34 protein-coding genes and 1 tRNA gene are annotated in these 26,831 nt (G+C 65.2%); 13 read left to right on the top strand and 22 right to left on the bottom strand.

The genetic code is table 11. The features are described 5' to 3' along the window. The first annotated feature begins 29 nt into the window (after positions 1-29). Positions 30-809: a cutinase family protein gene (locus tag G6N42_RS18590; protein WP_163737775.1), complete on the top strand. Its 780-nt coding sequence runs from the start codon at positions 30-32 to the stop codon at positions 807-809. Here the strand turns inward: G6N42_RS18590 and G6N42_RS18585 are convergent. Then, a complete protein-coding gene (locus G6N42_RS18585) occupies positions 787-1,764 on the bottom strand; it encodes an SDR family NAD(P)-dependent oxidoreductase (protein ID WP_163731166.1) in 978 nt (325 codons plus the stop codon). The genes G6N42_RS18590 and G6N42_RS18585 overlap by 23 nt on opposite strands. Continuing rightward, positions 1,761-2,975 carry a cytochrome P450 gene (locus G6N42_RS18580; protein ID WP_163731163.1) on the bottom strand — a complete coding sequence of 405 codons (1,215 nt, stop codon included), beginning with the start codon at positions 2,973-2,975 and terminating at the stop codon, positions 1,761-1,763. The genes G6N42_RS18585 and G6N42_RS18580 overlap by 4 nt, the downstream gene beginning before the upstream one ends. A 94-nt stretch (positions 2,976-3,069) precedes the next feature. On the opposite strand from G6N42_RS18580, the gene G6N42_RS18575 reads away from it, so the two are divergent. Then, positions 3,070-3,699 carry a TetR/AcrR family transcriptional regulator gene (locus tag G6N42_RS18575; protein ID WP_163731160.1) on the top strand — a complete coding sequence of 210 codons (630 nt, stop codon included), beginning with the start codon at positions 3,070-3,072 and terminating at the stop codon, positions 3,697-3,699. A gap of 47 nt (positions 3,700-3,746) precedes the next feature. Here G6N42_RS18575 and G6N42_RS18570 read toward each other — a convergent pair whose 3' ends face one another. Together G6N42_RS18570 and G6N42_RS18565 are read right to left on the bottom strand one after the other, a co-directional pair. Then, on the bottom strand, positions 3,747-4,988 hold the full coding sequence (locus G6N42_RS18570) for a DUF445 domain-containing protein (protein ID WP_174262275.1): 1,242 nt from the start codon (positions 4,986-4,988) through the stop codon (positions 3,747-3,749). A gap of 17 nt (positions 4,989-5,005) precedes the next feature. Then, a complete protein-coding gene (locus G6N42_RS18565; protein ID WP_232076189.1) occupies positions 5,006-5,680 on the bottom strand; it encodes an Abi-alpha family protein in 675 nt (224 codons plus the stop codon). A 52-nt stretch (positions 5,681-5,732) separates the two neighbouring features. Here G6N42_RS18565 and G6N42_RS18560 point away from each other — a divergent pair, with 52 nt between their 5' ends. Both G6N42_RS18560 and G6N42_RS18555 read left to right on the top strand, forming a co-directional pair. After that, entirely contained in the window at positions 5,733-6,125 is a 393-nt protein-coding gene (locus tag G6N42_RS18560) for a carboxymuconolactone decarboxylase family protein (RefSeq protein WP_163731154.1), read from the top strand. Between the two features lie 9 nt (positions 6,126-6,134). Further along, positions 6,135-7,019, top strand: coding sequence for an NAD(P)-dependent oxidoreductase (locus G6N42_RS18555; RefSeq protein WP_163731151.1), 885 nt, complete (start codon positions 6,135-6,137; stop codon positions 7,017-7,019). Positions 7,020-7,065: 46 nt separating this feature from the next. On the opposite strand, the gene G6N42_RS18550 is transcribed toward G6N42_RS18555, so the two are convergent. Both G6N42_RS18550 and G6N42_RS18545 read right to left on the bottom strand, forming a co-directional pair. Further along, positions 7,066-7,485 carry a cupin domain-containing protein gene (locus G6N42_RS18550; RefSeq protein WP_163731147.1) on the bottom strand — a complete coding sequence of 140 codons (420 nt, stop codon included), beginning with the start codon at positions 7,483-7,485 and terminating at the stop codon, positions 7,066-7,068. 305 nt (positions 7,486-7,790) lie between these two features. Beyond that, a complete protein-coding gene (locus G6N42_RS18545) occupies positions 7,791-8,141 on the bottom strand; it encodes a hypothetical protein (protein ID WP_163731144.1) in 351 nt (116 codons plus the stop codon). Between the two features lie 49 nt (positions 8,142-8,190). Between G6N42_RS18545 and G6N42_RS18540 the strand changes: the two genes are divergently transcribed. Continuing rightward, a complete protein-coding gene (locus G6N42_RS18540) occupies positions 8,191-8,457 on the top strand; it encodes a hypothetical protein (RefSeq protein WP_163731141.1) in 267 nt (88 codons plus the stop codon). On the opposite strand, the gene G6N42_RS18535 is transcribed toward G6N42_RS18540, so the two are convergent. From G6N42_RS18535 to G6N42_RS18520, 4 genes are all read right to left on the bottom strand, one after another. Continuing rightward, positions 8,454-8,891, bottom strand: a complete 438-nt coding sequence (locus G6N42_RS18535) for a hypothetical protein (RefSeq protein ID WP_232076188.1) — start codon at positions 8,889-8,891, stop codon at positions 8,454-8,456. The genes G6N42_RS18540 and G6N42_RS18535 overlap by 4 nt on opposite strands. Before the next feature lie 162 nt (positions 8,892-9,053). Beyond that, positions 9,054-9,251, bottom strand: a complete 198-nt coding sequence (locus G6N42_RS31260; RefSeq protein WP_232076187.1) for an ATP-binding protein — start codon at positions 9,249-9,251, stop codon at positions 9,054-9,056. A gap of 316 nt (positions 9,252-9,567) precedes the next feature. Further along, positions 9,568-9,972 (bottom strand): HNH endonuclease, encoded by a 405-nt coding sequence (locus G6N42_RS18525; protein ID WP_163731138.1) that lies wholly within the window; start codon positions 9,970-9,972, stop codon positions 9,568-9,570. 48 nt (positions 9,973-10,020) lie between these two features. Beyond that, a tRNA-Thr gene (locus tag G6N42_RS18520) sits at positions 10,021-10,095 on the bottom strand. 48 nt (positions 10,096-10,143) lie between these two features. On the opposite strand from G6N42_RS18520, the gene G6N42_RS18515 reads away from it, so the two are divergent. Continuing rightward, the gene (locus G6N42_RS18515; protein ID WP_163731135.1) at positions 10,144-10,473 is read left to right on the top strand and encodes a hypothetical protein; all 330 of its coding nucleotides are present in this window, start codon (positions 10,144-10,146) and stop codon (positions 10,471-10,473) included. A 2-nt stretch (positions 10,474-10,475) separates the two neighbouring features. On the opposite strand, the gene G6N42_RS18510 is transcribed toward G6N42_RS18515, so the two are convergent. After that, entirely contained in the window at positions 10,476-11,306 is an 831-nt protein-coding gene (locus G6N42_RS18510) for a hypothetical protein (protein ID WP_163731132.1), read from the bottom strand. 94 nt (positions 11,307-11,400) lie between these two features. On the opposite strand from G6N42_RS18510, the gene G6N42_RS18505 reads away from it, so the two are divergent. Further along, positions 11,401-12,123, top strand: a complete 723-nt coding sequence (locus G6N42_RS18505; protein ID WP_163737766.1) for a response regulator transcription factor — start codon at positions 11,401-11,403, stop codon at positions 12,121-12,123. A 28-nt stretch (positions 12,124-12,151) separates the two neighbouring features. Continuing rightward, positions 12,152-13,600 carry a sensor histidine kinase gene (locus G6N42_RS18500; RefSeq protein WP_434059623.1) on the top strand — a complete coding sequence of 483 codons (1,449 nt, stop codon included), beginning with the start codon at positions 12,152-12,154 and terminating at the stop codon, positions 13,598-13,600. A 3-nt stretch (positions 13,601-13,603) separates the two neighbouring features. Here the strand turns inward: G6N42_RS18500 and G6N42_RS18495 are convergent, their stop codons facing one another. The 10 genes from G6N42_RS18495 to G6N42_RS18450 form a co-directional block, all read right to left on the bottom strand. Then, positions 13,604-14,008: an HIT family protein gene (locus G6N42_RS18495; protein WP_163731126.1), complete on the bottom strand. Its 405-nt coding sequence runs from the start codon at positions 14,006-14,008 to the stop codon at positions 13,604-13,606. Positions 14,009-14,029: 21 nt separating this feature from the next. Further along, positions 14,030-14,872, bottom strand: a complete 843-nt coding sequence (locus tag G6N42_RS18490) for an SDR family NAD(P)-dependent oxidoreductase (RefSeq protein ID WP_232076186.1) — start codon at positions 14,870-14,872, stop codon at positions 14,030-14,032. A gap of 7 nt (positions 14,873-14,879) precedes the next feature. After that, entirely contained in the window at positions 14,880-15,326 is a 447-nt protein-coding gene (locus G6N42_RS18485) for a nuclear transport factor 2 family protein (RefSeq protein ID WP_163731123.1), read from the bottom strand. A 5-nt stretch (positions 15,327-15,331) separates the two neighbouring features. Continuing rightward, on the bottom strand, positions 15,332-16,462 hold the full coding sequence (locus tag G6N42_RS18480) for an NDMA-dependent alcohol dehydrogenase (protein WP_163731120.1): 1,131 nt from the start codon (positions 16,460-16,462) through the stop codon (positions 15,332-15,334). A 93-nt stretch (positions 16,463-16,555) separates the two neighbouring features. Then, on the bottom strand, positions 16,556-17,095 hold the full coding sequence (locus G6N42_RS18475; protein ID WP_163731117.1) for a nuclear transport factor 2-like protein: 540 nt from the start codon (positions 17,093-17,095) through the stop codon (positions 16,556-16,558). Positions 17,096-17,097: 2 nt separating this feature from the next. After that, on the bottom strand, positions 17,098-17,316 hold the full coding sequence (locus G6N42_RS18470) for a ferredoxin (protein WP_163731114.1): 219 nt from the start codon (positions 17,314-17,316) through the stop codon (positions 17,098-17,100). An 11-nt stretch (positions 17,317-17,327) separates the two neighbouring features. Next, positions 17,328-18,680, bottom strand: coding sequence for a cytochrome P450 (locus G6N42_RS18465; protein ID WP_163731111.1), 1,353 nt, complete (start codon positions 18,678-18,680; stop codon positions 17,328-17,330). Continuing rightward, positions 18,677-19,504 (bottom strand): SDR family oxidoreductase, encoded by an 828-nt coding sequence (locus G6N42_RS18460; protein WP_163731108.1) that lies wholly within the window; start codon positions 19,502-19,504, stop codon positions 18,677-18,679. The genes G6N42_RS18465 and G6N42_RS18460 overlap by 4 nt, the downstream gene beginning before the upstream one ends. Positions 19,505-19,515: 11 nt before the next feature. Continuing rightward, on the bottom strand, positions 19,516-20,736 hold the full coding sequence (locus tag G6N42_RS18455) for a cytochrome P450 (RefSeq protein ID WP_163731106.1): 1,221 nt from the start codon (positions 20,734-20,736) through the stop codon (positions 19,516-19,518). Beyond that, positions 20,726-21,340: a TetR/AcrR family transcriptional regulator gene (locus G6N42_RS18450; RefSeq protein ID WP_174262108.1), complete on the bottom strand. Its 615-nt coding sequence runs from the start codon at positions 21,338-21,340 to the stop codon at positions 20,726-20,728. Before G6N42_RS18450 ends, G6N42_RS18455 begins: the two co-directional genes overlap by 11 nt. A gap of 142 nt (positions 21,341-21,482) precedes the next feature. Here G6N42_RS18450 and G6N42_RS18445 point away from each other — a divergent pair, with 142 nt between their 5' ends. Genes G6N42_RS18445 through G6N42_RS18425 form a run of 5 tightly spaced genes read left to right on the top strand, consistent with a single transcriptional unit; the run spans position 21,483 to position 26,247 of the window. Beyond that, entirely contained in the window at positions 21,483-22,952 is a 1,470-nt protein-coding gene (locus tag G6N42_RS18445) for an aldehyde dehydrogenase (protein WP_163731103.1), read from the top strand. Positions 22,953-22,962: 10 nt separating this feature from the next. Beyond that, positions 22,963-23,724, top strand: a complete 762-nt coding sequence (locus G6N42_RS18440) for an SDR family oxidoreductase (RefSeq protein ID WP_083127420.1) — start codon at positions 22,963-22,965, stop codon at positions 23,722-23,724. After that, positions 23,721-24,584, top strand: coding sequence for an NAD(P)-dependent oxidoreductase (locus G6N42_RS18435; RefSeq protein WP_163731100.1), 864 nt, complete (start codon positions 23,721-23,723; stop codon positions 24,582-24,584). Before G6N42_RS18440 ends, G6N42_RS18435 begins: the two co-directional genes overlap by 4 nt. Before the next feature lie 3 nt (positions 24,585-24,587). Next, complete coding sequence (locus tag G6N42_RS18430; protein WP_163731097.1) at positions 24,588-25,031, top strand: carboxymuconolactone decarboxylase family protein; 444 nt, start codon at positions 24,588-24,590, stop codon at positions 25,029-25,031. Next, the gene (locus tag G6N42_RS18425) at positions 25,021-26,247 is read left to right on the top strand and encodes a hypothetical protein (RefSeq protein WP_163731095.1); all 1,227 of its coding nucleotides are present in this window, start codon (positions 25,021-25,023) and stop codon (positions 26,245-26,247) included. Before G6N42_RS18430 ends, G6N42_RS18425 begins: the two co-directional genes overlap by 11 nt. Here G6N42_RS18425 and G6N42_RS18420 read toward each other — a convergent pair. After that, positions 26,186-26,827, bottom strand: coding sequence for a TetR/AcrR family transcriptional regulator (locus G6N42_RS18420; protein WP_163731092.1), 642 nt, complete (start codon positions 26,825-26,827; stop codon positions 26,186-26,188). The genes G6N42_RS18425 and G6N42_RS18420 overlap by 62 nt on opposite strands. Between the last annotated feature and the right edge of the window lie 4 nt (positions 26,828-26,831).

Here is a 26,831-nt window from a genome sequence, read left to right as displayed (position 1 = left end):
CCTCCGAAGGAAAGGGGGTACAAGTGGGCATGGTCTCCAGCGTCCTTCGTTTGCTCGGCGTCGCCGTCACTGCCGTCGCAGCCTTCCTCCTCGCACCGGTCCCACTCGCCGCCGCCCAAGGCTGCCCCGACGTCGAGGTGGTTTTCGCCCGCGGCACCGGTGAACCGCCGGGCGTCGGCGGGGTCGGCCAGGCGTTCGTCGACGCGGTGCGCGCGCAAGCGGCGCCCCGATCCGTGAACGTTTACCCGGTCAATTACGCCGCCAGCAGCGACTTCATGGGTGATCGCATCGCCTTCGCCCGTACCGTCGTCGACGGCATCCGCGACGCAGGTACGCACATCGAGGCGACCGCGGCGAACTGTCCCGACACTCAAGTCGTGCTCGGCGGTTTCTCACAGGGCGCAGCCCTCGCCGGTTACGTGACCTCGGCCGAGATTCCCGAAGAGGTACCCGCCGAGTACCGCGAGTTCATCCCGAACCCGATGCCGTCGGAGGTGGCCGACCATGTCGCCGCGGTGGTGCTGATCGGACTGCCGTCGCCGGAGTTCCTGGCCAGCGGAGGCGCACCGCCCATCACGATCGGCCCGTCGTACGTCGGCAAGACCCTCAAGGTCTGCGCGCCCGACGACACGATCTGCAACGGGGCACCGGCTGGTCCGCCGAGCTTCTCCCATGCGATGTACGGCGTGAACGGAAGCGTCAACGAGGCGGCCGCCTATGCGGTGGCGCGACTCAACCCCGCACGAGTGCCTGACGCCGCCATGTTGCCCGGTCCGGCCCCAGCCCCTAGTCCGGCGCCGGCGCAATGATGGTGGCGAATAGTTCGGCCATCTCGTCCGCCGGGCCGCCGGGCACGGTGTAGCCGGTTTCATCCCGAATCTCGTCGAGGTGGTCGCGCACGTCCTCGACGCACAGCTCGCGGCGGTAGAAGCCCTTCGTCCTGCCGATGAAGAAGCGCGCGACGTGGCCCGCGCCGACGGTGTAGATCTCGCCTGACACCGGGCACTCGCGGTGCGTCAGGAACGCCGCCACCGGTGCGACCAGTGCGGGGTCCAGCCGCTTCAGGTACTGGTCGGCAAGCTCATCGAGTATGGCCTGCGCAGCGGCGTCGTCCTGTTGCGGCGCCGCGAACGCATTGTCGATGGAGTGCTGCAGCATCCGCGTGAACGCAATCGGCGCGATGGCGTTCACTTTGATGTCGCTATCGGCTCCCTCGGCCGCCAGCACGCGGGTCAAGCCGACCAGGCCGGTCTTGGCCGCGCCATAGTTGCTCATCCGCTCGGCGCCGAGTAGACCGGCCGCCGAGCAGGTGTTGAGGATCCGGCCATAGCCCTGTGCCCGCATCACCTTCCACGCCGGCCGGGTCAGGTTGAACGCACCCCGCAGATGCACATCCACCAGCGGATCGAGGCGCTCGGGCGTGACGTCCTCGAACGGGGCGTCGCGCACGATGCCGGCGTTGTTGATCAGGATGTCGACCCGCCCCCACGTCCCGACGGCGGCGTCGATGATGGCCTGCCCACCTTCGGGCGAGGTGACGCTGTGGTGGTCGGCGACCGCCTCTGCGCCCATCGCCCGGATCTCGTCGGCGACCGCGTCAGCAGCCGCGCGGTCCGAGCCGTCACCGGTGACGGAACCACCGATGTCGTTGACGACGACGTGCGCGCCCCGCGACGCGAGCAACAGTGCGTACTCCCGGCCGAGACCGCCGCCCGCGCCGCTGACGACGGCGACCTGCCCGTCGAATCGCAATGTCGGTGTCACCACGTGACCGGAAGCTCTTTCATGCCGTAGATACCGGATTCGCCCTTGAATCTCAGCTCTTCCACGTCCACAGCCAGTCGCAGTCCCGGCACTCGTCGCGCCAACGTCGCGAACGCGATCTGCATCTCCACCCGGGCGAGGTTCGCACCGATGCAACTATGCACGCCGTAACCGAAACCCAAGTGGCCGCGCGCATTTCGGTCACCATCGAGTACATCTGGGTTGTCGACGAAGTCGGGATCCCAGTTTCCGGCGGGCAAGTTCATCACCAGCCAGTCGCCGGCGTGGATCTGTTGTCCGCCGAGGATGAGATCTTCGGTCGCGATCCGGTCGACCTGGCTGTGCACGATGGCAAGGTAGCGCAACAATTCCTCGACGATCTTGGCGATCACCGACTGGTCGTCGGTATGCCCGAGCAGCTCGAACATCTCCCGATGTTCCATCAGCGCAACGGTTCCCAGGGCGATCATGTTCGCCGTCGTCTCGTGACCGGCCTGCATCATGATCGCGCCGGTGACGGTAGCGGTCTCTGGGCTGATGTCGCCGGTCACCACATGATCGGTGACGAGTCGGCTGAGCAGATCGTCACCGGGCTCGTGCTTCTTGCGCTCGACCAGCTCGGCGATGTAGGCGAACATCTCCCCGAAGGCCTTCGCCTTCTCTTCGTCGGAGGTGCGAACGTCCAACCCGACCGTCGTGTGACGGTGGAACATTTCGAGGTCGTCGCCGGGTACGCCGAGCAGGTGCGCGATGACGAGCGAGGGCACCGGCAACGCGAAGGCGCGCACGAGATCGGCCGGCGGGCCGGCGTCGAGCATCGCGTCGAGATAGTGATCGACGATCTCCTGGATCTGCTGTCGCATGCCGTCGACGCGCCGGAAGGTGAAGTCTCTGGTCAGCATTCGCCGGATGCGATGGTGTTCGGGATCGTCGACGCGCGCGAACATGATCGGCGTCCTGTTCTCGCTGTCCTTCGGCATCATTTCGGATGGAATGGTTTCGGCGGACAGCCGGGGATCGACGAGCGCGGCCCGGATGTCTTCGTATCGGCTGACTACCCACGTCGGCCTGCCCTGATAGATCGCCCGTCGCAGGCCGGGCTCGTCGCGCCATTGCGCGAACTCTGCAGGCGGGCGCAACGGGCAGGTCGCCGAGCGCGCAGCGGGGATGGCGGGGAGGTCGGACTCTGTGGCTGTGGAAGTGCTTGTCATCACCGGCGTTTCCGTCAAGTGTCAGTGTCCTGACAGTTAGTCCCGAGGGTAGGACCCAGCGGAGTGGCAGTCAACTGTCAGATAGACTGGGATGATGACCGACATCGCCGATCGGCCGTTGCGCGCCGACGCGGCGCGCAACGCGGAGCGCATTCTTCGCGCAGCGCGCGACGTCTACGGCGAACTGGGGGCCGAGGCGCCGATGGAGGCCATCGCCCGCCGCGCGGGCGTCGGCGAGCGGACGCTGTATCGGCGATTTCCCACCAAGGGCGACCTGATCAACGCCGCACTGGACCAGAGCATCGCCGAGAACCTCACCCCGGTGATCGAGAAGGCCCTTGGCGACAAGGACCCGATGCGCGGACTGGTCGCGTTGATCGAGGCGGCGATCTCCCTGGGGGCCCGCGAGCACCACATGCTGACCGCGGCGCGTCGTGCGGGCGCGCTGCGGTCCGACGTCTCGGCCGAGCTGAACGACGCCCTGGACAGGCTTGTCGCGCGCGGCCGGAAAGCGGGAGTGATCCGGGCCGACGTGGTTGCCGACGACTTGCCCCGCTTCATCGCGATGCTCTACGGCGTGCTGTCGACGATGGATTCCGACAGCGACGGTTGGCGGCGTTACGTCGCTCTGCTCATCGACTCGATATCGACGGGAGCTCGGCAACGCACCCTCCCGCGCGCGGTACCGCTGCGCTTCGAGCCCTCGTCGAACAGCTGGCCCTAGTTCTACTCCTGCGCGCGCGTAAAACGCACGCGCTCATGTGATCTGGATCAATGCCCGAACTGTTCGATGATGAGCACCTGCACCTCGCCGACCACGCCGCCGAGGATACCGCCAACGGTGATCATCAACGGCTCGTCGTCTTTGAAGATCGGCCGCAGAATCGACTCGTATTCTTCGTTCGTGAGCTGGTCCATCTTCTCGACGATGGTGTTCTCGAGGTCTATCACGCTCGTCGCGTAGTCCTGTGCTTCGAGCAGTGTCGACGGCAGACGCTCGAGCACGAGCCCGACCACCCGATCCTTGAGGGCGCGATAGCGTTTCGTGCCGACGGCGAGCACAACGAGCGGGCCCGCGATCCCCGTCTGTGCGTCGATGGCGGCCTCGGTCTCCTTGGCGGCCAGCGCGAACAATTTGTCCGAGCCGGGACCCTTGAGAATGCCGTCGAAGAGAATCTCCGGTGAGAACAGATCGTCGGCGAGGATCTTGGCGTAGTCCCGCGTGATCTTCTCGCGCTGGGCGTGCAGCATCCCCTGAAACGGGATGAAGCCCAAGAACTTCTTCTCGTGCACGGGCCGGAACAACATGTTGAGCGCGATGTAGTCAGACAGGAAGCCGACGGCGAAACCGAACGCCGGCATGATCCACGGGTTCTTGAACAGGGCCCACGCGATCATCTGCACCAGACCGATGGCGAGGCCGAAGTAGATTCCGCTGCGCCGGACGAAGGCCATCGCGTCGTCGCTGACACCGCGCATCAGCTTGTTGAGCTTCTCTTTGTTGCGCACCAACGTGGTGACCGCGAGAAACTGCAGATCGACGTAGCGGCTCAGGTCCGACTTCATCTCGTTGAGCATGTTCTCGGTGACCTTGGGCGCCTGCGCCTGAATCCGATCCTGGATGGCCCTGCGGGCGGGGTCGGGCAGTGAGTCCCACAGGCCGGGGCGAATCTGCTCGGCGAGGTCGCGCGTGATCTCGTCGATGGCCTCGACCAATGGGCCGCGCAAGGCCTCGACCGCCTCCGCGGCGTCGATTCGCTCCAGCAGCTCTTCGGGTTTGAGCAGGTTCGTGGTAAGCAACTCGATGGTCTTGGATCCGACCTTGCCCGCGCGCCGCGGCACAATGCCCTGCCAGCCGATCGGTCCGATGCCCTTGAACTCGAGTGGGCGGTAGATCATCTCCAGCGCAACAATTTTGGTGCCCCAGCCGACAAATGCGGCCACGAGTGGCATCGACAGGTAGATCAGCCAGTTGGCGCCGAAGTCGTTCTTGATCTCTGCCCAGGACTGCATGGCGACAACGAGATCGCTCACGTGCCGCCCTGCTGCATCGTCGCTTCCCACAACGACTTGCCGAGCCCGGACAGTGACAGGGTGAACTTGTCGACCTTTGCGACCAGAGGGCCGCGAGAGGCTCTCTTGATTGCGTCCAGTACCGCGGTCTCCGCCAGCAGCACCTCGTAGTCGTCCTTCAGATCGGGATCCTCGGGACCGATCTCGACCAACCCCAACGACAGTAGATGGCTGACGTAGGTGGGGACCATCGCGGGCAACGCGACATTGGCCGTACGGCCGATGAGCGAGGCGTTCTCCAGGACCGCGCGGCCGGGCGCGGCGCGTCGAACCCAGTCGTGCACGGTCACCAACGGCGATGACGAGCCGTCGGAGAGCGCGCTGATGATGCGCGCTTCGTCGGCGACCAACTGGTCGAGGATGTGGTGAAACAGTTCGACCTGGCTGCTACTCGTGCTGTTGTCGAGTGCACGGTCGAGCAGGTTCCGCATCTTCGACCCGAGGCCGTCGGCCTGTGGTGGGTCGGGGGCGGTCGGCTCCGGGCGCTCGGGCGGGGATGCGGGTTTGTCGGAATCGTCGCCGAGCCAGCCCATCAGCTGTTCCTGGGTTCGTATCGACGTGCGAAGCCAGAACCGGGCAGCGCCGGATGCGAGCCCGGCGACGCGGTCGAGCGGGTCCTGCGAGTTCCCCACGGCGCAACGTTAACGGCTCGACTGCAAGAATCGGCGAAAAGGGAGGCAGAGCGTGAACCAGAACACCTTTGACAAGGGCCGGGAGATCCGCGCCGCGGTCCTCGGCGAGGCGTACGTCGCCAAGGCGATGGCCAATGCCGACGACTTCTCGGGACCCTTGCAGGATCTGGTGACCGAGTACTGCTGGGGTGCGGTGTGGGGTCGCGAGGGTCTGCCACCGAAGACGCGCAGCATGCTCAACCTCGCGATGCTCGCCGTGCTGAATCGGCCGAACGAGTTGAAGACCCACGTCAAAGGTGCGCTCACCAATGGCGTCACACGCGAGGAGATTCGGGAGATCCTTCTGCAGGTGGCGATCTACGGCGGGGTCCCCGCCGCCGTCGACAGCTTCCGCGTCGCGCGAGCGGCCTTCGACGAGATCGAACAGGGCCCCGGAGAAAGTTAGGAGCGCGGAATGGACGTCGGCTTCATCGGCTTGGGGAACATGGGGTTCCCGATCGCGTGCCGGCTGGTGGCCGTCGGACATCGGGTCGTCGTCTTCGACACCCGAACGGCCGTCGTCGACGACGCTGTGGCGCGCGGTGCCGAGGCCGCAAAATCCGCGGCCGACGTCGCCGGCCGGGTGCCCACCGTGATGGCCAGCCTGCCGACGCCGCAGGCATCCACCGATGTCGCCGAGGCCGTCGCGGGCGGTTCGGCCATCCGTCGCTTCGTCGACTTCTCCACGGTGGGAAGCCGTACAGCGCAACGCAATAGCGCGCTGTTGGCCGATCACGGAGTGGCCGCGCTCGACAGTCCGGTCAGCGGTGGTGTGCACGGCGCCGAGGCGGGGACGCTTGCGGTGATGGTTTCCGGGCCGCGCGCAGAGTTCGAAGCATGCACGCCCGCATTCGACGCGATCGGCCGTACCATGTTCATCAGCACGAAACCCGGTGCGGCGCAGACGATGAAGCTCGTCAACAACCTGATCGCCGCATCATCGCTCGCGGTCACCGCGGAAGCCTTGGCGATGGGCGTCAAGGCCGGCCTGGACGCCCAGGTGATGATCGACGTGCTCAACGCGGGCTCGGGCGGGACCCACGCGAGTCGCGACAAGTTTCCGCGGGCGGTGTTGCCGCGCACATTCGACTACGGTTTCGCGACCGGTTTGATGGTCAAGGACGTCCGGCTGTACCTCGACGAGGCCAAGTCGATGGGGCTGGACACCGTGTTGGCCGGCGCGATCGCTCAGTTGTGGGAAAGCACGCTGGCCGCGGAGGGGCCCGACTCCGACTTCACGTCGATCGTCAAACCGATCGAAGCCGCGGCGGGCGTCGTCATCGAGGCGCGCGAATCCTGAGTATGGTCTGCACCAGCATTCCGAACATCGGAATCTCCTTATTCACTCAGGATTTGGCGACTGGGACACGCTGGCCTCGGCGCGAGATCAGTTCGTCATTTTCGACGAGGGTGAGCATCGGCTGACCCGGAGCGCACAGCATCGTGACGAGGAAGCGGACCTTGACGTCGTCACGGGCATTGCCGTCCGAGTAGTGAATGACGTCGCCGCCGGGTTCCCAGAACGTCTCGCCGGCCTTGACGACCCGCGGCGCCTCACCCTCGAGTTCGAACAGCATCTCGCCCTCGAGCACATAGCCGAACGCCGGCCCGCTGTGACGGTGCGGCGGCGTGCCGGGGTCACCGGGAGGGAACTCCACGGCGATGGTCATCGCGTGCGAACCCGCGGCCACGTCCGGTGGCGTGGCCTCCTGCAGCACGGTTACCGCGGTCTGCCACGCGTTGCTGCGTTGCTTCGGTGTGGTCATCTGGGCTCCTTCGGTTTCTGCGGGTACACCTCGAAGACCGGGCAGGCCCGGGATATGTGACAGGGCCGGCTAGTCGAGGAGCTTGCCGTCGGCGGACACCTCGCGCATGAGCCCGGCGGCGAGCGGACGTGCGTCTGAGCCCAATTCGATTGAATCGCACGCCTATACGCGGACCGGCCGTCCCCTGCCGGTGGGCAAGTCGGACGTGATGTGCTGCATCAACGACACGCTCGGCCGGTCCGCGTGTTCAAGTTATCACATCATCTGAACAGTTGGACATATGTTATGCGCCTCGGCCTGATCTTCTAGAGGCCGCCGCATTCCGACGGCCCGACGATGACGTTCCAGGGCGGGCAATGCGCCGGCCGCGGAGCCGGCGGCGGCGGCGGACCCATGGGCGGCGGTGGGGAATCCATCCACAGGTAGCTGGCCATCGCGTTGCCGTCCACGTCGAACATCGGCACGTTGCCCTTGCCCATCGGGACGGTGACGAAGGTATGGCACACGTTCATGTCCCAGCCGAGGCCGTGCATCGGCAGCGGTTGGCCGGGGCACCACGTGTATCCGCCCTGGGCGGTTGCGGTGGCGGCGCCCATTCCGGACGCGACGGCGGCGCATGCGGCGAGCGCCGTTGCAAACCGTGAAAATCGGTTCATCTCTGTTCCTTTCGAACGGACAATCACAAAATCGGCGTAGCCTGCAGATATGTGGTCATCAGCGTTGATCGTGGGTGGAATCTGCGCTGTCCTGATCGCCGCGGCGCCGGCCGCGCTCGCCGAGCCGACTCCGGGGTATCCGGCGACCGACGCCAACGGCGTCCCGACGAACAGATCCGGTGGCCCCGCCCCGACGATGAACGGGATCACCTGCACGGGTGGCCATTACGGCGCGTGCTTCGCGATGGCGCAAAGTCAACAGCCGCGCAGGACACCTCGTGTCACCGTGGGCCACAGCCCGACAGTCAGGAACTAGCGCCGCAGCGAGCCTGGCGGCCAGTCATAGCCGATCTCGTCGCAGATCGGCGGGATGATGATCAGCGATCCGCGCGGGCTGCAGAACGGCATACCCGGCGGCGGTTGCAGCGGAGCCGGGGGCGCGCCGACTGGAGCTGGTGGCGGTGAAGCCGGATGCGGCGAGCCTGACCACGGGTACATGGTGTTGGTCGTGACGTCGACGATGCCCTCGGAGGTCCAGTACCAGTCGTGCGGGACGTTCCAGTCCCACGTCAGCACTTGACCGCCCGGCGGCGGGGGCTGGCCGGGTAGCCAGTGGGTGCACGTCTGGCCCGGCGGACAGTTGCCGCCCTGGTAGCTGGGTCCCTGGGCGGACGCGGTCGTCACCAATCCCAATCCGGCCAGCGCCAGACCGGTGGTCGCCACCGCGATTCTCGCGATTCGGTTGATCATCGTTCTCCTTCGTCGGGGCACGCATGAGTTGCGCGGCCGGTGATGCCAAGTAGAAGCCCCGACGTTGGCTACCGAACCCAACAATGATGGCCCAGCAAGCGTCCGGCTGAGTGAATTCGGGGCAAACTCATCGGCCTTTCCGTCGCAGGTATACGGCCGGCGCTAGGCTCGCGGATCGTGACGGTGAATCGTCGCAAAGTCTTGGGTGCGGCAGGCCTGGCGGGCGCTGGCGCCGCGACCGGCGTTGGCGTTGACCGCTTCGTTGCCAGCGGTTCGAGACTTGCCTGACCCCGACGGTCCGGTGACGACAACGAATTCGCCTGCATCCAAGGCGAAGTCGAGGTCAGTCAGGACTTTCACTGCTCGTCGCCCCTGCGATATGTCGTGCCGACGCCGCCGAGGCGCAGCACGGGCGCCACGCTATTGATCGTCATGCGCGGATGCGACCGCTGGCGCAGTAGCGGACCACTGCAATGGCACCGTATTCAGATGAGCTGCTACGTAGGTTCGATCCCTTGCGGTTGCCGCGTCTGTGCACACAGCGTGTTTCGACGGCGGCCAGTCTGATGCTGACTGTTTAACACCACAGTTGCACCAGCGGCCGTCTAGCCGCGGACCAACGGACGCAACCGGTCCTCAATCCGTGGCTGTTCGGAGAATAACTGACGCGGGCGACCTAATACGACTGCCCGTCGGCGTACCGCTGTCGGCGGAAGTGGCGTCCTTTGCCTCGGTTGCGGCTCTTGTAGGTTGCGAGCTGCGAGTCGCAGTTCGGGCAGATCAGCCGCAGGTTTTCCCGCCGATTGTTGGTCGGGTCCCCGTCGATGTGGTCCATCACCAACGCGAGCGGCAGGTCCAACCAGATGCTCGGTGCGCCGCAGATCGCGCAGCAGCGCGACTGCGCATCGGCGAGATACTCCCGGATGTAGTGACCTTGGTGGCCGTCGATTCGTGCCTCGCCGGTTTCGAGCCAGAGTTTCGTCCTGGCTTCGCGCCGGGCCGACGCCTGACAAGCGTTACCGCAGTAGATCTTCTGGCTGCGCTTCGAGAGTTCGGTACCGCAGCCGCGACACTGTCTCATGGTCGGGAAGTTACGACGCGGTACTGACAAGCATTCACCGCCTGAATGTGGAGCCCCCTGTCAGGATTGAACTGACGGCCTTTCGTTTACAAGACGAATGCTCTACCACTGAGCTAAGGGGGCGTGCGGGCTGAGTTTATCGGGTCGCACATTCGGGGAACTAGCTGCGGTGTGAGTGTCAAAGACGACCTACTCGAGGACCTGCCGCACGTCTACCCGGGATTGCCGCGGCCCGACGTCGAGCGACTGCTGACGTTGCTCGACCAGAGCGCCAGCACCGAGGCCAGCATGGGGCTGTCGGTCGCCACTGCACTCGATCCGCTCGTGCCGAACGTCGCCCGCCGAATCGAGTCATACAAGGCGTCCGGCGACGTCGATGACTACCTGCGGATGCTGCGCGGTGCCGCGGTTCTGCTGCTTCAGGAGTGGCAGTCGCAGGGTCAACCTCCGCCGCCGGACAGCATCGTCAACTTGGTCGACAAGGTCGAACGCGACAGCTGACGTCACTCGTCGACGTCGATGACCCGCTGCGACGTCACGGTCCTCGACGCTTCGGCCCTGGCGCGTGCTCTGGGCCGTCGGCCCGGCAGGGGAATCCGGTCGGCGATGTTGCTCAGCGGGTTGACCACCTGACTCAGGGTGATGACGGCGTCGTGCAGCGCATCGATCGTCGGCGCCAGCGCCTCCAGCCCGGGCGCCAACCGGTTCAGCGTGTCGGCGACGGTGGCCAGCTTTAGCAGCGGGCCGTTCTCGTCGGTCAGGGTGTCGAGCAGCCCGCCTTCGGCCAGCAGCTTGTCGGCCACCCCGTCCTCTCGCAGCACCCGCTCGATCAGGCCGTCGTTGGCCAGCAACTGATCGGCCAGGCCGCCAGGGGCGATGACCCGCGATATCGCGCCGTCGTCGGTGGTCATCCGGTCCAGCAGCCCGCCTTCGGCGGTCACCTGGTCGACGATCCCGCCCGGCGCCAACGCACGCGCGACTGCTCCGTTCTCCGCGGTCAGCCGGTCGAGCAGGCCACCCTCGGCGGTCACCTGGTCCACGACGCCGCCGGGGCGCAGCAGCCGGTCGAGCGGGCCGTTGGGCGCCAGCGCCCGGCCCAGTGGCGCATCGTCATCCATGAGCCTGGCCAGGCGATTTGCGCGTTCGACTGCGTCGTCGAGGCCCAGCAGGTGCGCGAACGAAGCCGACCCGCCGGCATCGGCATTCGTCTCACCGAGGGTCCGCTGTGCGATGCCGAGCGCGCCGCTGGCCATCGAAAGCCCTGTCTCCGCCATTGCCAGTCCGACCCGGACCGGCGCGGTGGCCAGGTCGGTTACGGCTTTGCCCAGGTTCATTTCCCCAGTCTATGGACCGCGCAACCATAAACTCACAGGAAGTACACAGCTATCGGGCAGGATCATTACAAGGCAATAGGTGGACAGTAGCGAGATGGCGATGCCTGCTGCACCCGAAAAAGCCCCAGAAGCCAGGGTCCTCGTCGTCGACGACGAGATGAACATCGTGGAGCTTCTGTCGGTCAGTCTGAAGTTCCAGGGATTCGAGGTCCACACGGCGTCCAACGGCTCCGCCGCCCTGGACAAGGCCCGTGAAGTAAAGCCGGACGCGGTGATACTCGACGTGATGATGCCCGGGATGGACGGGTTCGGCGTGCTGCGCCGACTGCGCGCCGACGGTATCGACGCCCCGGCCCTGTTCCTCACGGCGCGCGACTCGCTGCAAGACAAGATCGCCGGCCTCACGCTCGGCGGCGACGATTACGTGACCAAGCCGTTCAGCCTCGAAGAGGTGGTCGCACGCCTGCGGGTCATCCTGCGGCGCTCGGGTCGCGGCGCGGTCGAGGAGGCTCGCAGCTCCCGGCTGACCTTCGCCGACATCGAACTCGACGAGGACACCCACGAAGTGTGGAAGGCCGGCGAGCCGGTCGCCCTGTCGCCGACGGAGTTCACTCTGCTGCGGTACTTCATCATCAACGCGGGCACCGTCCTGTCGAAGCCGAAGATCCTCGACCACGTGTGGCGTTACGACTTCGGCGGGGACGTGAACGTCGTCGAGTCCTACGTCTCGTACCTTCGCCGCAAGATCGACACCGGCGAACAACGCCTGCTGCACACGTTGCGCGGTGTGGGGTACGTCCTGCGCGAGCCGCGATGAGCGCTTGCTAGTCGGGCAGACCACAGACCTGAACAATGGGGGCGTGGGCGTACTGAGCGGACGAGGCATCCCGCTGCGGGTTGGGCTGGTGGCCGCCACTCTCGTGCTGGTGGCATGCGGTTTGCTCGCCGCCGACGTCGCGGTCACCTCGATCCTGCGCCACACGCTCAGCAACCGTGTCGACCAGGAATTGCTCGACGCCTCCCGCAGCTGGGCGCAAGCTCCTCGGCACCTCCCGGCGCTACCCATGGAGGGACCCAATCCCGCGCGGCCGCCGTCGAACTTCTACGTCCGGGGTATCGGTCCCGACGGAAACATCTGGATGGCGGTCAACGACCGCGACGCCGAGCCCGCGCTCCCTGATGACAACGACGTCGGGCCGGTCCCGGTGACCATCGGCTCGGTCGGCGACTCCGGTGTCGAATGGCGCGCGATGACGGTGCGCGGCCCGCAGGGTGAGCTCACCACCGTGGCCATCGACCTGTCCGACGTCCAGACGACGGTGCGGGCGCTGACGTATGCGCAACTCGGCATCGGTTTGGCGGTGCTGCTGGTGCTCGGTGTGGCCAGCTATGCCGTCGTGCACCGAAGCCTGCGCCCGCTGTCCGAAGTCGAGCGGACCGCCGCGGCGATTGCGGCGGGTCAGCTCGATCGTCGGGTTCCCGAACGTGATCCCCGCACCGAGGTCGGCCGATTGTCGTTGGCGCTCAACGGCATGCTCGCTCAGATCCAAAGTGCGATGGCGGCATCTGAGTCGTCCGCGGAGAAGGCGCGCGGGTCGGAGGAGCGGATGCGACGGTTCATCACCGACGCCAGCCATGAGCTGCGCACGCCGTTGACCACCATCCGGGGTTTCGCCGAGCTGTACCGGCAGGGCGCAGCCAACGACGTCGAGATGCTGATGAGCCGGATCGAAAGCGAATCGAGCCGGATGGGTCTGCTGGTCGAGGACCTGTTGCTGCTGGCCCGACTCGACGCGCAGCGCCCGCTGGATCGGCGCAGGGTCGACCTGCTGGTGCTGGCCAGCGATGCCGTGCACGACGCGCGGTCCATCGCGCCGAAACGCACGATCACGATGGAGGTGTTCGACGGGCCGGGAACACCCGAGGTGCTCGGTGACGAGCCGCGGCTGAGGCAGGTGCTCTCCAACCTGATGACCAATGCGCTGCAGCACACCCCGGACAACGCCGACGTCACGGTGCGGGTGGGAACCGAAGACGGCACCGCAGTGATCGAGGTGTGCGACAAGGGGCCGGGCATGAACACCGAGGACGCGCATCGCGTCTTCGAACGGTTCTACCGCGCGGACTCGTCGCGCGCGCGGGCGAGCGGTGGCACCGGACTCGGGCTCTCGATCGTGGACTCGCTGGTGTACGCGCATGGCGGCACGGTCAGCGTCACCACCGCGCCCGGACAGGGCTGCCGGTTCCGGGTTGAGCTACCGCGGATCGCCGACGTGCCCGCCCATGTCGGTTGAGCGTCAGCGCAATTCGGCCAGTGCGGCCTTGATCTTGGCCTGAGCGTCGTCGAGCGACTGCGGCGACGGGTTCTGGTCGGCGTTCGCGAAACCGAAGTCCGAGAGGTTGTTCACCGGGAAGACGTGGACATGGAGATGCGGCACCTCCAGGCCGGCGATGATCAAACCCGCGCGTTCGCAGGGGAAGGCCTTGACCACGGCCTTGCCGATCAGCTGCGACACCTCCATGACCCGGCCGAACACTGCGGGGTCGACGCTCTGCCAGTTGTCGATCTCGGCGCGAGGCACCACCAGCGCGTGGCCGACGGTGATGGGCGCAATCGATAGAAACGACACGACGTCATCGTCTTCGTAGACGAATCGACCGGGCAGCTCTCGATTGATGATCTTGGTGAACACGCTCGCCATGTGCCCGAGCTTACGGGGCGCTCAGCGGATCAGGTCGCCGAGTTCCTCGACCGTCCACGGCGGGGAGTCATTGTGGTCGCGGTAGCCGATGATCGCCGGTGTCTGACGGTCGAAGCGTCCGACGAAACCGCCTGCGGCGATGAAGATCTGGCCCGTCACATCCTTGGCCAGATCACCGGCGAGATAGGCATACGTGGGTGCGGCGTACTCGGCGGGGGGCGCGTCCAGCGCGGCCTCCATGCTGACGTCGTCCAACAGGCCGCGACGGTTCAGCTCGGCGATGTGGGATGCGTACTCCCCGCCCGTCGACAGCCGCGTCTTCGCGCCGGGGCACACCACATTCGCTCGCACACCGTGTTCCTTGAGTTCCGCGGCGACGGCCAACGTCAGCCCGTTCACTCCGCCCTTGCCCGCCGGATAGCCGGTGCCCCCGTAGTCGCCGAGGTAGGCGAACGAACTCGTGTTGATGATCGAACCGCCACCCTGCTCGACCATCTTCGGCGCGGCGGCCCGACACGTCTCGAACGTGGTCATCAGGTGTGCGTCGATGAGATCGCGGAACAGCTCGCTGGTGACGTTGAGGATCGACTCACCGGCCAGTCCCGGCGTACCCGCACAGTTGATCAGGATGTCGATCCGGCCGAACTCGTCGATGCACCTGTCGATCAGCGCGTCGGCCACGTCGGGGTTCGACGGTGATCCGGGATGGGCGACCGCACGGTCGATCCGCTCGGCGGCGTGGATCGCGGTATCGGTGTCGCGCCCGTTGAGCACCACTCCGGCGCCCTGTTCGGCGAGCAGTTGCGCCACCGCGAGCCCGATGCCGCGGGTGCCACCGACGACGACGGCGCCGCGGCCGGCCAAGGGACGGCTAATCGCCGCCGCCTTCCTCCTGCCCGAATTCCATTGCGTCCATGTTCCAATAGCCGCGCAGGTTGGTGATCAGCCCGGCATCGTCGACCTTGTAGGTGAACACGCCGCGCACGGTGGCGGTGAAGCCGTTCGGGAAAAGGGTGCGCAGCACCAGGATGTACGCGATCTCGTTCGGAGAGCTGGACGGGAACGTCGCCTCGCGGGTGACGGTCAGCTTGTTCGGTCCGATGTTGGTGTCGAAGAACTCGCCGACCGCCGCCTTGCCGCGCACACCGTTGCCGTCGGGATTCGTCACCGACGGACCGATCGGGTCCTCGATGACGATGTCGTCCGTCATCAGCGCCAGCCAGCCGTCCTTGTCGCCGGCCTGCACGCAGCGCCACGACGCCTCGGAAGCGGTGACGACCGGTGTCTTCTCGACTGTGTCAATCGTGCTGTCGGACATGGCGATTACCGATCTTCGTCGGTGTACCGGATGACGCCGCGGATGTTGCGGCCCTGCAGCATGTCCTGGTAGCCGTCGTTGATCTGCTCCAGCTTGTATTGCCGGGTGACCATGTCGTCGAGGTTGAGCTTTCCCGCCTTGTACATCGACAGCAGCTGAGGGATGTCGTAATGCGGGTTGCCGCCGCCGAAGATGGTGCCCTGCAACCTCTTCTGCATCAGCGTCAGCAGGGCGAGGTTCAGCTTCACGTCCATCTCGGCCATGTTGGCGACCGCGGTCACCACGCAGGTACCGCCCTTGGACGTGCAGTTGAGGTAGTTGTCGATGTCCTCGCCCTTGAGCTCGCCGGTCGTGATGATCGTCTTGCGCGCCATGCCGCCCGCGGTGACCTCGGCGATGCCGGCCATCGCGGAGAAGACGTCCGGGTAGACATGTGTCGCACCGAATTTCAGCGCCTGATCGCGCTTCCACTCGACTGGATCGATCGCGAAGATGTTGCGCGCGCCTGCGTTCACGGCACCTTGCAACGCGCCCATGCCGACGCCGCCGATTCCGAAGATCGCCACATCCTCACCCGGACGGATGTCCGCGCTGCGGGTGGCCGAGCCGTAGCCGGTGGTCACACCACAGCCGACGAGGCAGGCCACCTCGAACGGGATGGACGGATCGATCTTCACGACCGAGCTCTTGTGCACGACCATGTACGGACTGAAGGTGCCGAGCAGGGTCATCGGGATGACCGGCTTGCCGTCGGCGGTGTGCACCCGGTTGGTGCCGTCGGACACCGCGGTGCCGGTGAGCAGCAGCGCGCCCAGGTCGCACAGGTTGCGCTGACCGCTCTGACAAGTCGGACACTCACCACATGACGGGATGAAGGAGAGCACCACGTGATCGCCAACGGCGACGTTCTCGACGCCGGGGCCGACCTCGGTCACGATGCCCGCGCCCTCGTGGCCGCCCAGCACGGGGAAGCCGGCCATCGGGATGTCTCCGGTGACCAGGTGGTGGTCGGAGTGGCACATCCCGGACGCTTCCATCTGAATCTTGACCTCGTCCTTGACGGGGTCGCCGATCTCGATCTCCTCGATAGACCACGGCTGGTTGAACTCGTAGATGAGAGCGCCCTTTGTCTTCATCCGTATGTGCCTTCCGTTAGTGCCTGTGAGGCCAGACTAGAGCCATTAGTTAGGTGCGTCACACGCACCCCCAAGCAACCGCTTGGCCGGGCGCTACCAGATTGTTGCTGGAGCTTGGCCGAGAGGGTAGTAGCCGGGTAGCTTCTCGCCTGCCATGGATCGCTCGATCCGTTTCTGCATACCCTCGCTGAGGTCGCCGGATTCGATGAGCTTGCCGAACATGTAGGCGACGTGGCCGAAGTCGAAGAAGTCGCGCTGCCACTCGATCATGAGGTTGCTGTCAAGCCGGAACCAGCTGCCGCCGATGCCGTAAATCTCGTCCTGGGTACCGTCGGACTTGTTCACGATCTGCTTCCAGAAGCCGACGATCTCGTTCTGCTTCTCGTCGACGAGCACCTTCTGGTACTCGTAGACCCAGTTCTCCAGACCTTCCATCTCGAGGCCTAAGGCGATCTCGCGTATTTCTTCTATGCCGATACACATCACGTCCTCCTTCGGCCCGATGTTCCAGCCGTAGGTCGCGTCATCGGTGTAGAAGTCGGCGAGGGGTTTCCAGTCGCCTGCCTTTTCGCAGTCCTGATTGGCCTTGAGCCACCGGGCTACCCAGTCGTCGAGTTGTTCGCGTGACGCCATTGTCAGTCTTCTTTCTCTTTGATGAACAGAGCTTGGGTGGGGCACATGTCGACCGCGTTCTGCACTTCGTCGCGGGCGTCGTCGGGCGGCTCGGTGTCGATGATCTCGACCTTGCCGCGTTTGGGCACGGTGAAAACATCGGGTGCCTCCAGCTCGCACATGGCATGTCCCTGGCACAGGTCCAGGTCGACCTCAACTCGGAAGTTCGATGAGGGGCTCATCTGCGGCTCTCCTAAGAACTGCGCCTGCGGTACCGGGCCTTGGCGGGCCTGGCCAGCTGGACGACCATCTTGGAGTGATCGTTGCGGTAGCTGTCGGCCGGTTGAGCCATTTCGAACTCGTACTCGCGCAACAGCACCGAGAAGATCGCTTTGATCTGCATCTGCGCGAACGCCGCACCGACGCAACGGTGTCGGCCCGCGCCGAAGGGAATCCACGTCCAGCGGTTCACGATGTCGGCCTGCTCGGGCTTGTTGTAGCGGTCCGGGTTGAATTCGTCGGGATCCGGAAAGTCCTCGGGGATCCGGTTGGAGATCGCCGGGGAAGCCGCCACAAAATCGCCCTTGTGGATCGGGAAGCCTTTGACCTCGAACTCGCCCTGTGCGACGCGCATCAGGATGATGAGGGGCGGATGCAGGCGCAGCGTTTCCTTGACGACGTTGTCCAGCTTCGGAATCTGGCGCAGCGCATGGAAACTCACCTCCTGGCCGTCGGCGTAGAGCTCGTCGAGCTCGTCGCGCACCTCGGCGTAGATCTCTGGGTGACGGATCAACTCGATGAGCGTCCACGCTGAGGTGCCCGAGCTGGTGTGGTGACCGGCGAACATCAGCGAGATGAACATGCCGGTCACCTCGTCGGCGGAGAACCGCGGGTTGCCGTCCTCGTCCTTGATCGAGACGAGCACGTCGAGCATGTCCCGGTCGGCCTTGTCCTCGGGCGGGTTGGCCAACCGGTGATTCATGATTTCCTGCACCAGCGCAACGAGTTTGACGCGTGACTCGTCTCGTAGCCGGAAGCTTTCGATGTCGAGGTAGGGGTCGACGTAGCACAGCGGATCGGTGCCGCGCTCCAAGTCGTGGTAGTACTCGGCGAAGCGGTGGTCGAGCTGGTTGCGGAACTTCTCACCGATCAGGCACGCCGTCGAGGTGTAGATGGTCAGCTCGGCGAAGAAATCGAGCAAGTCGATCTCACCTTCGTCGCCCCAGTCGGCGATCATCCCCTTGACCTGACGCTCGATGGTGGCCGCGTGGCCTTTCATCTGCTCGCCACGCAGCGCCGAGTTGTGCAGCATCTCCTTACGGCGTTCCGGGCTGGCATCGAAAACCACGCCCTTGCCGAAGATCGGCGTCATGAACGGGTAGGCCTCGGCCTGGTCGAGATCCTCGTCGGCAGAACGGAAGAAGAACTCGTTGGCCTCCGCGCCGGACAGGAAGATGACGTTCTTGTCCACCAGCTGGAACCAGCCGACGTCGCCGCATTCCTCGCGGATGCGCTTCATCAGTCCGATCGGGTCGGTGCGGAACTCCTCGAGGTGTCCATGTTCTTCTTCGCCACCGGAAACCCGGGGCACGATCGCAGTGGTCATGAGTTCAGGTTCTCCTCGTTCAAGACCAGCTTCTGACGCTCTGCCGGTGCGTTGGTCAATGGGGCTTCTGGCTGCAGTTCCATGTTGGCGATGAAGCCGCCGCGCGGGGTCTCTGCGACGAAGGTGATCGCGCGCGCGAGATCGGAAGCACGCAGGAAGTAGTCGTGTCGGGCCTGCCCCCACTTCGCCCAATCCTCAAGTGCGGGGCCGATCTTCTCGGCCGGCAGGCTCCAGCCCATGCTCGTCTTGGTCGGTCCCGGATGCACGATCGACGCGCGGACACCGGTGCCCTCGAGCTCCATCTGGTAGTTCGTCACCATCGCGACCAGCGCTGCCTTGGCCGCCCCGTAGGCGCCCATGTGGGGGCGCTGGCGGAGTGCGACGTCGGAGCCGACGAAGATCAGGTCGCCGCGCTGACGTTCAAGCATGCCCGGCAGCACCGCGGTCGCCAACCGGTTGGCCCCGACGAGATGGATCTGCAGCTGGGAGTCGAACTCGTCGGTCGTGATCTCGGCGAGCTTGCCGAAGTAGGTGTCACCGGCACCGGCGACCAGCACCTCGATCTCGCCGAGTGCGTCAACGGCGTTGGCCACGAACGACTTCACCGAATTGGGGTCGGTCACATCGAGGTGGAACCCGACGGCCTCGCCGCCTTCGGCGCGGATCTTTCCGACGAGGTCGTTGAGCTTCTCGACCCGGCGGGCACCGAGTGCGACGGGAAAGCCGCGAGATGCCAATTCGAGGGCGGTGGCCTCTCCGATGCCCGCGGAGGCACCGGCGACGATGGCCGGTCGGCGGTCGGGAAGTGGTGCGAAGCGCGGCATTGAAACGACCTTCAGTTGAACTCGAGAGTCATGGGTAGGTGAGCGAATCCGCGGACATTGCTGGAGTGGACGCGGACGGCGTTGGCCTCGTCGACTTCGAATCCGCGGATTCGCTTGAACATTTCGGTCAGCGCGACTCGGGCTTCCATCCTGGCAAGGTGTGCACCGAGGCAGAAGTGGGCGCCGCTGCCGAAGCTCTGGAGTTTGGCCCCGATCTCGCGGCCGATGATGAAGTCGTCGGGGTTCTCGAAGACCCGCTCGTCGCGGTGGGCAGAGCCGGGAAGCAGCAGGAGCACGTCACCATCGGGGATGGTCGTCTCGTACAGCGTCAGTTCGCCCTCGACGGTGCGGGCGAGGATCTGGCTCGAGGTGTCGTAGCGAAGCGTCTCCTCGACCCACAGCGGCACACGGTCCAGATCGGCGTACACCGGGGCCAGCTGATCGGGGTTCTTGTGGCCCCAGAACGCCGCGTTGGCAAGCAGTTTGGTGGTGGTCTCGTTGCCGGCGATCACCATCAGGAACATGAACCCGAGGATCTCCTCGTCGGTGAGACGGTCGCCGTCGATCTCGGCCTCGAGCAATGCCGACGTCAGATCGTCGGTGAGCTGCTTGCGGCGCTGGGCGACCATCTCCTGGTAGTAGACGATCAGGTTGAGCGACGCCTCGATTGCTGCGGGCGGCACGTCGGTCACGCCTTCGTCGCGGTGCATCACACCGTCGGCCCACGCCCGCACCTGGTCGCGGTCCTCGACGGGCACGCCCATCAGCTCGGAGATCACGTCCATCGGGAGCTTGCCCGCGAATTCGTTGACGTAATCGACAGTCTCAGAAGCGGAGGAGCCCGCCTTCTCGAGCATCGTGTCGAGATGCTGAATCGCGATCTCGGTGACCCGGGGCTCCAGCTCGCGGATGCGACGCGGCGTGAAACCCTTGGACACCAGGGTGCGCAGCCGTAGGTGCGCCGGATCGTCCATCGCCAGAAACGACATGGTCTTGGACGCGTGTGGACCGCGCGACGCCGGATCCAGCGACACCCCGAACTTGTTGGACAGCGTGGTGCTGTTGCGGAATCCAGCCAGCACGTCCTGATGCCGCGACAACGCCCAAAAGCCCAAGTCGGGGTTGTGATACAGCGGAGCCTCGTCGCGTAGGCGCTTGTAGTACGGATACGGGTCTTCGTGGAAGTCGTAGTCGTACGGGTCGAGGAGCAGATCGCTCGTCTCAACGCTCATTGTCGTCCCCAATGATGAGGCCGACCACATAGCTGAGGCGGTCGGCGATCTGGTGATAGGTGAACGCGCCGCTTCCGGCATTGACCAACGCGCCGAAGAATGTCATCTCCAACGCGGCAAGCGTGCGTGGGTCCGCATCCGGGCCGACGGCCGAACGGATGCGGCGGTGGATCTCTGCGCCGATGCGATCACGGACCGCGCGCACCGCTTCGTCGTTTCCGCTCAGCAGCGCGGTGGTGCACGCGGCGGCCACCTCCGGTTCGTCGGCGACGGTCAGCGCCATGCTGCGCAGCGTCTTCTCGACACGGGTGACCCGGCTGTCGTTGACGTCGGTGAAGTAGGGCACCTGTCGGATCAGGTTCAGATACACCTCGGCGATCAGGTGGTTCTTCGACGAGAAGTAGGTGTAGGCCGTCGCGGGCGCGACCTTGGCCCGCGCCGCCACAGCGCGCACTGTCAGATCCGCATAGGACGACTCGCGCAGCATCTCAATGCCGGCGGCGAGCACCTTGTTGAAGGTCTCCTCCTGGCGGCGGTTGCGCGGCGTCTCCCCAGGCTGAGGGGACGACGGCTGCGCGACCACAACCACGGGATCACTGGACACATGTCCAACTTATCGGACGTGGTCAGCATGAGGCAAGTACACAGGTGAAGTTGGGTACCCTTGCTTCTCTCCACACAGTGCGACTAAGGTTCGACGTAACATAGTCGGACAGTTGTCCAGTACTACGAACACAGGAGTTCGGATGGGAATCCTCGCCGATCGCGAGAGTCGTCTGCTCATCGACGGCGAGCTTGTCGCCGGCAGCGGGGGCACGTTCCAGACCATCAACCCGGCGACCGAGGAGGTGCTCGGCGCCGCCGCCGACGCAAGCAGCGACGACATGGGTAGGGCAATCGAGGCGGCGCGGCGCGCGTTCGACGAGACCGGCTGGTCGACCGACACCGAGCTGCGGGTGCGCGGTATCCGCCAACTGCAGCAGGCGATGCGCGATCGCGTCGAAGAATTGAGAGAGCTGGCGATCGCCGAGGTGGGCGCACCTCGGATGTTGACCTCGATGGCCCAACTCGAAGGTCCCGTCGAGGATTTGACCTTCTGTGCGGATACCGCCGAGAGCTATCAATGGACCACCGACCTCGGTATCGCCGAGCCGATGGGAATCAAGACTCGTCGGACCATCGCCAGGGAGGCGATCGGCGTCGTCGGCGCCATCACACCGTGGAACTTCCCGAACCAGATCAACCTCGCCAAGCTCGGACCCGCGCTGGCGGCAGGCAACACGGTCGTGCTCAAACCCGCTCCAGACACTCCGTGGAGCGCGGCGATTCTCGGCGAGCTGATCCTCGAGCACACCGACATTCCGGCCGGTGTGGTCAACATCGTCACTTCCAGTGACCACGGTGTCGGCGCGCTGTTATCGAAAGACCCACGGGTGGACATGGTTTCGTTCACCGGGTCGACGAACACCGGCCGCGCGGTGATGGCTGACGGTGCCCCCACTCTGAAGAAGGTGTTCCTCGAACTCGGCGGAAAGTCGGCGTTCCTGGTGCTCGACGATGCCGACCTGGCCGGGGCCTGTTCGATGTCGGCGTTCACGGCGTCGATGCATGCGGGTCAGGGCTGCGCGATCACCACTCGCCTCGTGGTGCCGCGCGCCCGCTACGACGAGGCCGTCGAAGCCGCAGCGGCCACCATGGCCGGACTGCGCCCCGGCGACCCCAACGATTCGGGCACCATCTGCGGGCCGGTCATCTCGGAACGTCAGCGCGATCGTATTCAGGGCTATCTCGACTCGGCCACTGCCGAGGGTGGCAAATTCGCCTGTGGCGGTGGACGTCCCGCCGATCGCGACACGGGGTTCTTCATCGAGCCCACGGTCATCGCGGGTCTGGACAACAACGCCAAGGTAGCGCGCGAGGAGATCTTCGGGCCGGTGCTCACCGTCATCGCCCATGACGGCGACGACGACGCCGTGCGCATCGCCAACGATTCGCCCTACGGGCTGTCGGGCACGGTGTTCTCCGCGGACGAGGAACGTGCGGCGGGCATCGCTGCACGGTTGCGGGTCGGCACGGTCAACGTCAATGGCGGTGTCTGGTACTCCGCCGACATGCCGTTCGGCGGATACAAGCAATCCGGCCTCGGCCGTGAAATGGGGCTCGCCGGCTTCGAGGAGTACCTCGAAATCAAAGCCATTGCCACAGCTGCGAACTAAGGAGACATAGGTGGGACTCTACGGAGATCAGTTCAAGGAGAAGGTCGCGATCGTCACCGGTGCCGGCGGCGGTATCGGGCAGGCATACGCCGAAGCGCTGGCCCGTGAGGGTGCGGCTGTGGTGGTCGCCGACATCAACGTCGAGGGTGCGCAGAAGGTCGCCGACGGCATCAAGGGTGAGGGCGGCAACGCGCTCGCCGTCCGCGTCGATGTCTCGGATCCGGACTCCGCCAAGGAGATGGCCGCGCAGACACTCGCCGAGTTCGAGGGCATCGACTACTTGGTCAACAACGCTGCGATCTTCGGCGGCATGAAGCTCGACTTCCTCATCACCGTCGACTGGGACTATTACAAGAAGTTCATGAGCGTGAACCTCGACGGTGCGCTGGTGTGTACCCGCGCGGTGTACCGCAAGATGGCCAAGCGCGGCGGGGGCGCGATCGTCAACCAATCCTCCACGGCAGCATGGCTTTACTCGAACTTCTACGGCTTGGCCAAGGTCGGCATCAACGGCCTCACCCAGCAGCTCGCGACCGAACTCGGTGGGCAGAACATTCGCGTCAACGCCATCGCGCCCGGCCCCATCGATACCGAGGCCAATCGCACCACCACGCCGCAGGAAATGGTCGCCGACATCGTCAAGAACATCCCGCTGTCGCGCATGGGCGAGGTGGACGATCTGACCGGCATGTGCCTGTTCCTGCTGTCCGACCAGGCGAAGTGGGTCACCGGTCAGATCTTCAACGTCGACGGCGGACAGATCATTCGATGAGCGAGGACGTCAAGCTCGGCTACATCGGCCTCGGCAACCAGGGCGCTCCGATGGCGAAACGCCTCGTAGACTGGCCCGGCGGCGTCGTGGTCTTCGATGTGCGCACCGAGGCGATGACACCGTTGGCGGAACTCGGCGCGAGCCTCGCCGACAGCATCGCCGACGTAGCCGATGCCGACGTCATCAGCGTCACGGTGCTCAACGACCAGCAGGTGCGCGACGTCGTGGGGCAATTGGGTGAGCACGCCAAGCCCGGCACCGTCATCGCGATTCATTCGACGATCGAACCCGATACCGCCTCTGATTTGGCCGACCAGCTGCGCCCCAAGGGAATTCATATTGTCGACGCCCCGGTCAGCGGGGGAGCAGGTGCGGCTGACAAGGGTGAGCTGGCCGTCATGGTCGGCGCCGACGACGAGGCCTACGAGATGGTCAAGCCGGTGTTCAAGATGTGGGCGTCGATGGTCGTGCGCGCCGGCGAGCCAGGCGCGGGCACCAGGATGAAGATTGCCCGCAACATGCTGACATTCATCGGGTTCACCGCGGCCTGTGAGGCACAGCGACTTGCGGAGGCGGCGGGCATCGACCTCCAGAAGCTCGGCAAAGTGGTGCGTCACAGCGACGCCCAGAGCGGCGGCCCCGGAGCGATCATGTTCCGTGACGACACCAAACCGCTTGCACCGGATCACTTCCTGTACGACATGTTCGTGCACACGCGCGGTCTGGCCGAGAAGGATCTGAAGTTGGCACTCGGACTCGGTGAGGCCAACGGTGTGGAACTGCCTCTGGCCGAGATAGCTTTGCGAGATTTGGCCGCCGGACTTGGTGTGCCGCACACGAGTTCGACCGCGAAGGAGTGATCGATGGACGAACAGCGCCGCAAGGGCCTCGACAAGATGAACGAGGTCTATGGCTGGGAGATGCCCAACATCGAGGGCGATCCCTTTTTCGACCTCACCGTCGACCATCTCTTCGGCAGCATCTGGACGCGACCAGGTCTGTCAATGCGCGACAAGCGGTTGATGACGCTCACCGTGGTCACCGCTGTCGGAAACGCCGACCTCGCCGAGATCCAGGCCAACGCTGCGCTGGCCAACGGTGAGATCACCGAGACCGAACTCAAAGAGATGGCGATCTTCCTGACTCACTACCTCGGTTTCCCGTTGGGTTCCAAGCTCGACGGGGTCGTCTCCAAGGTGATCAAGCAGCGTAAAAAGGCCGCCGAACGGGGCAAGGGTGAAGACAAGAAGGGCAACGTCAACGCGGCGGTCCGAATGCATTCAGGGGGCTCGGTCCATGATGAGTAGGTATGCCGCGCTGTCGCGCGAGGAGCTGGCCACCCTGGTGCCGGAGCTGTTGTTGATCGGTCAGCTCATCGACCGCTCCGGAATGGCGCACTGCATCAGCGCGTGGGGGCGCGAGGAGATGCTGCAGATCGCCATCGAGGAGTGGGCCGCGTCCAGCCCGCTCTACACCAAGCGGATGCAGAAGGCGCTGAACTACGAGGGCGTCGACATCTTCACCCTCTTCAAGGGCCTGCAACTCGACATCGGTGCGCCGCCGCAGTTCATGGATTTCCGTTACGTCGTGCACGACCGCTGGCACGGTGAGTTCTACCTCAATCACTGTGGCGCCCTTCTCGATGTCGAGCCGATGGGCGAGGAATACGTCAAGGGCATGTGCCACGACATCGAGGACCCGACGTTCGACGCGACGGCCCTGGCCACCAACCGCAAGGCTCAGGTTCGGCCGATTCACCGGCCGCCGAGGGTACCGTCGGACCAGCATCCGCACTGTCGGTGGACGGTGATCATCGACGAGTCCTACCCAGAGGTTCCGTTCATCCCGGCGATGGACATCGTCGGTGCCACTCGCGCCCACCACACTGAGCTCGCGCCCATCGACCCGAACGACGAAGGCATGGCGGACTATTCGGGTAATTTGCTCGCCGATGTCGACTTCGGGGCGTTCTCGAAGTCGGCGCTGGTCCGGATCGCCGACGAGGTTTGCCTGCAGATGCACCTGCTGGTGAAGTCATTCACGATCGCGGTCGAGAAGCGTGATAAGGACGATGCGGCGCTGGCGCGATCGATCCGCACCAAACAGCTGATCGGTATCGCCGGAGTGGCCGCTGAGCGAATCCACAAGGCACTGAAGATCTCCAAGGATGTCAAGGGCGCACTGCGGGTGCTCGAGTTGCATCCACTGCTGAATCCGGCGGCCTACGTGTACGCCGACGTCGACCCAGACTTCGTCCACGTGCGGCGCTCACCGGCATACGAGGACGGTTCGTGGATCTCGCTGGTCTCGCCCGTCGCAGACCTGCCGTTGCAGGCGATCGTCCAGGCGGTCGATCCCCACTTGCGCGCCGAGGTGTCGGGCACCGAGTCCGATTGGACCGTGCGGGTGATCGAAACGGACACCGCAGCAAAGGAACTGCCCGAGGTGTCCGTGTGCAAGTTCAGCGGTGGTGCGTCGTGGGAGTTCGAAGAGCGAAAGTCGCTTCCGTTGACGGTTGTATAGCGCCACCAACCCACCGGCGCAGGTAGTCCCGCAGCTCGGTGCCCCGGCGTGGCGGTCTGCCCGGGTCGATCACGAACGACTGGATGATCCGCAGCAGATGCTCGACCAGTTCGGCGAGATCAGCGTCGGTGTAACCGAGGCCCGTCCAGTCGACGTCGAATCTGCGTACCAACGAATGGCCGAAATCCATCGCGACGTCGGACGTCACCGACTCGGTGTGGCGGCTGGGCTGGCCGGGCATGATGAGCAGGCCGATGTGCTTGTCCTCGGGTAACCATTCGAGCGCTGTTGCGACGGCCTCGGCGATGGCGTCGGCCGGATCGGTGATCCCCCGCAGATGTGCTGCCAGCCGGTCGAGGAAGCCACTTGCCGCGTGGACGGCGGCAGCGATCAGCAGCGCGTCAGTGCTGGGAAAGTAGCGGTACACCGTCTGGCGGGTGACGCCAAGCGTGCGGGCCACGTCGCTGATCGAGAAATCGGCACCACGCTCGTCGATTGCCCTGCTCGCCGCCTCGAGGATGCGGCTGATGGCCTCCTCGTCGGTGGCGGGTGCCGATCCGGACCAGCCGTGGGTACGCATCCTG

Origin of the sequence: Mycobacterium gallinarum, assembly GCF_010726765.1 — a bacterium.
Classification (GTDB): Bacteria; Actinomycetota; Actinomycetes; order Mycobacteriales; family Mycobacteriaceae; genus Mycobacterium; species Mycobacterium gallinarum.
This window is presented reverse-complemented; position numbering and strand designations above follow the sequence as displayed.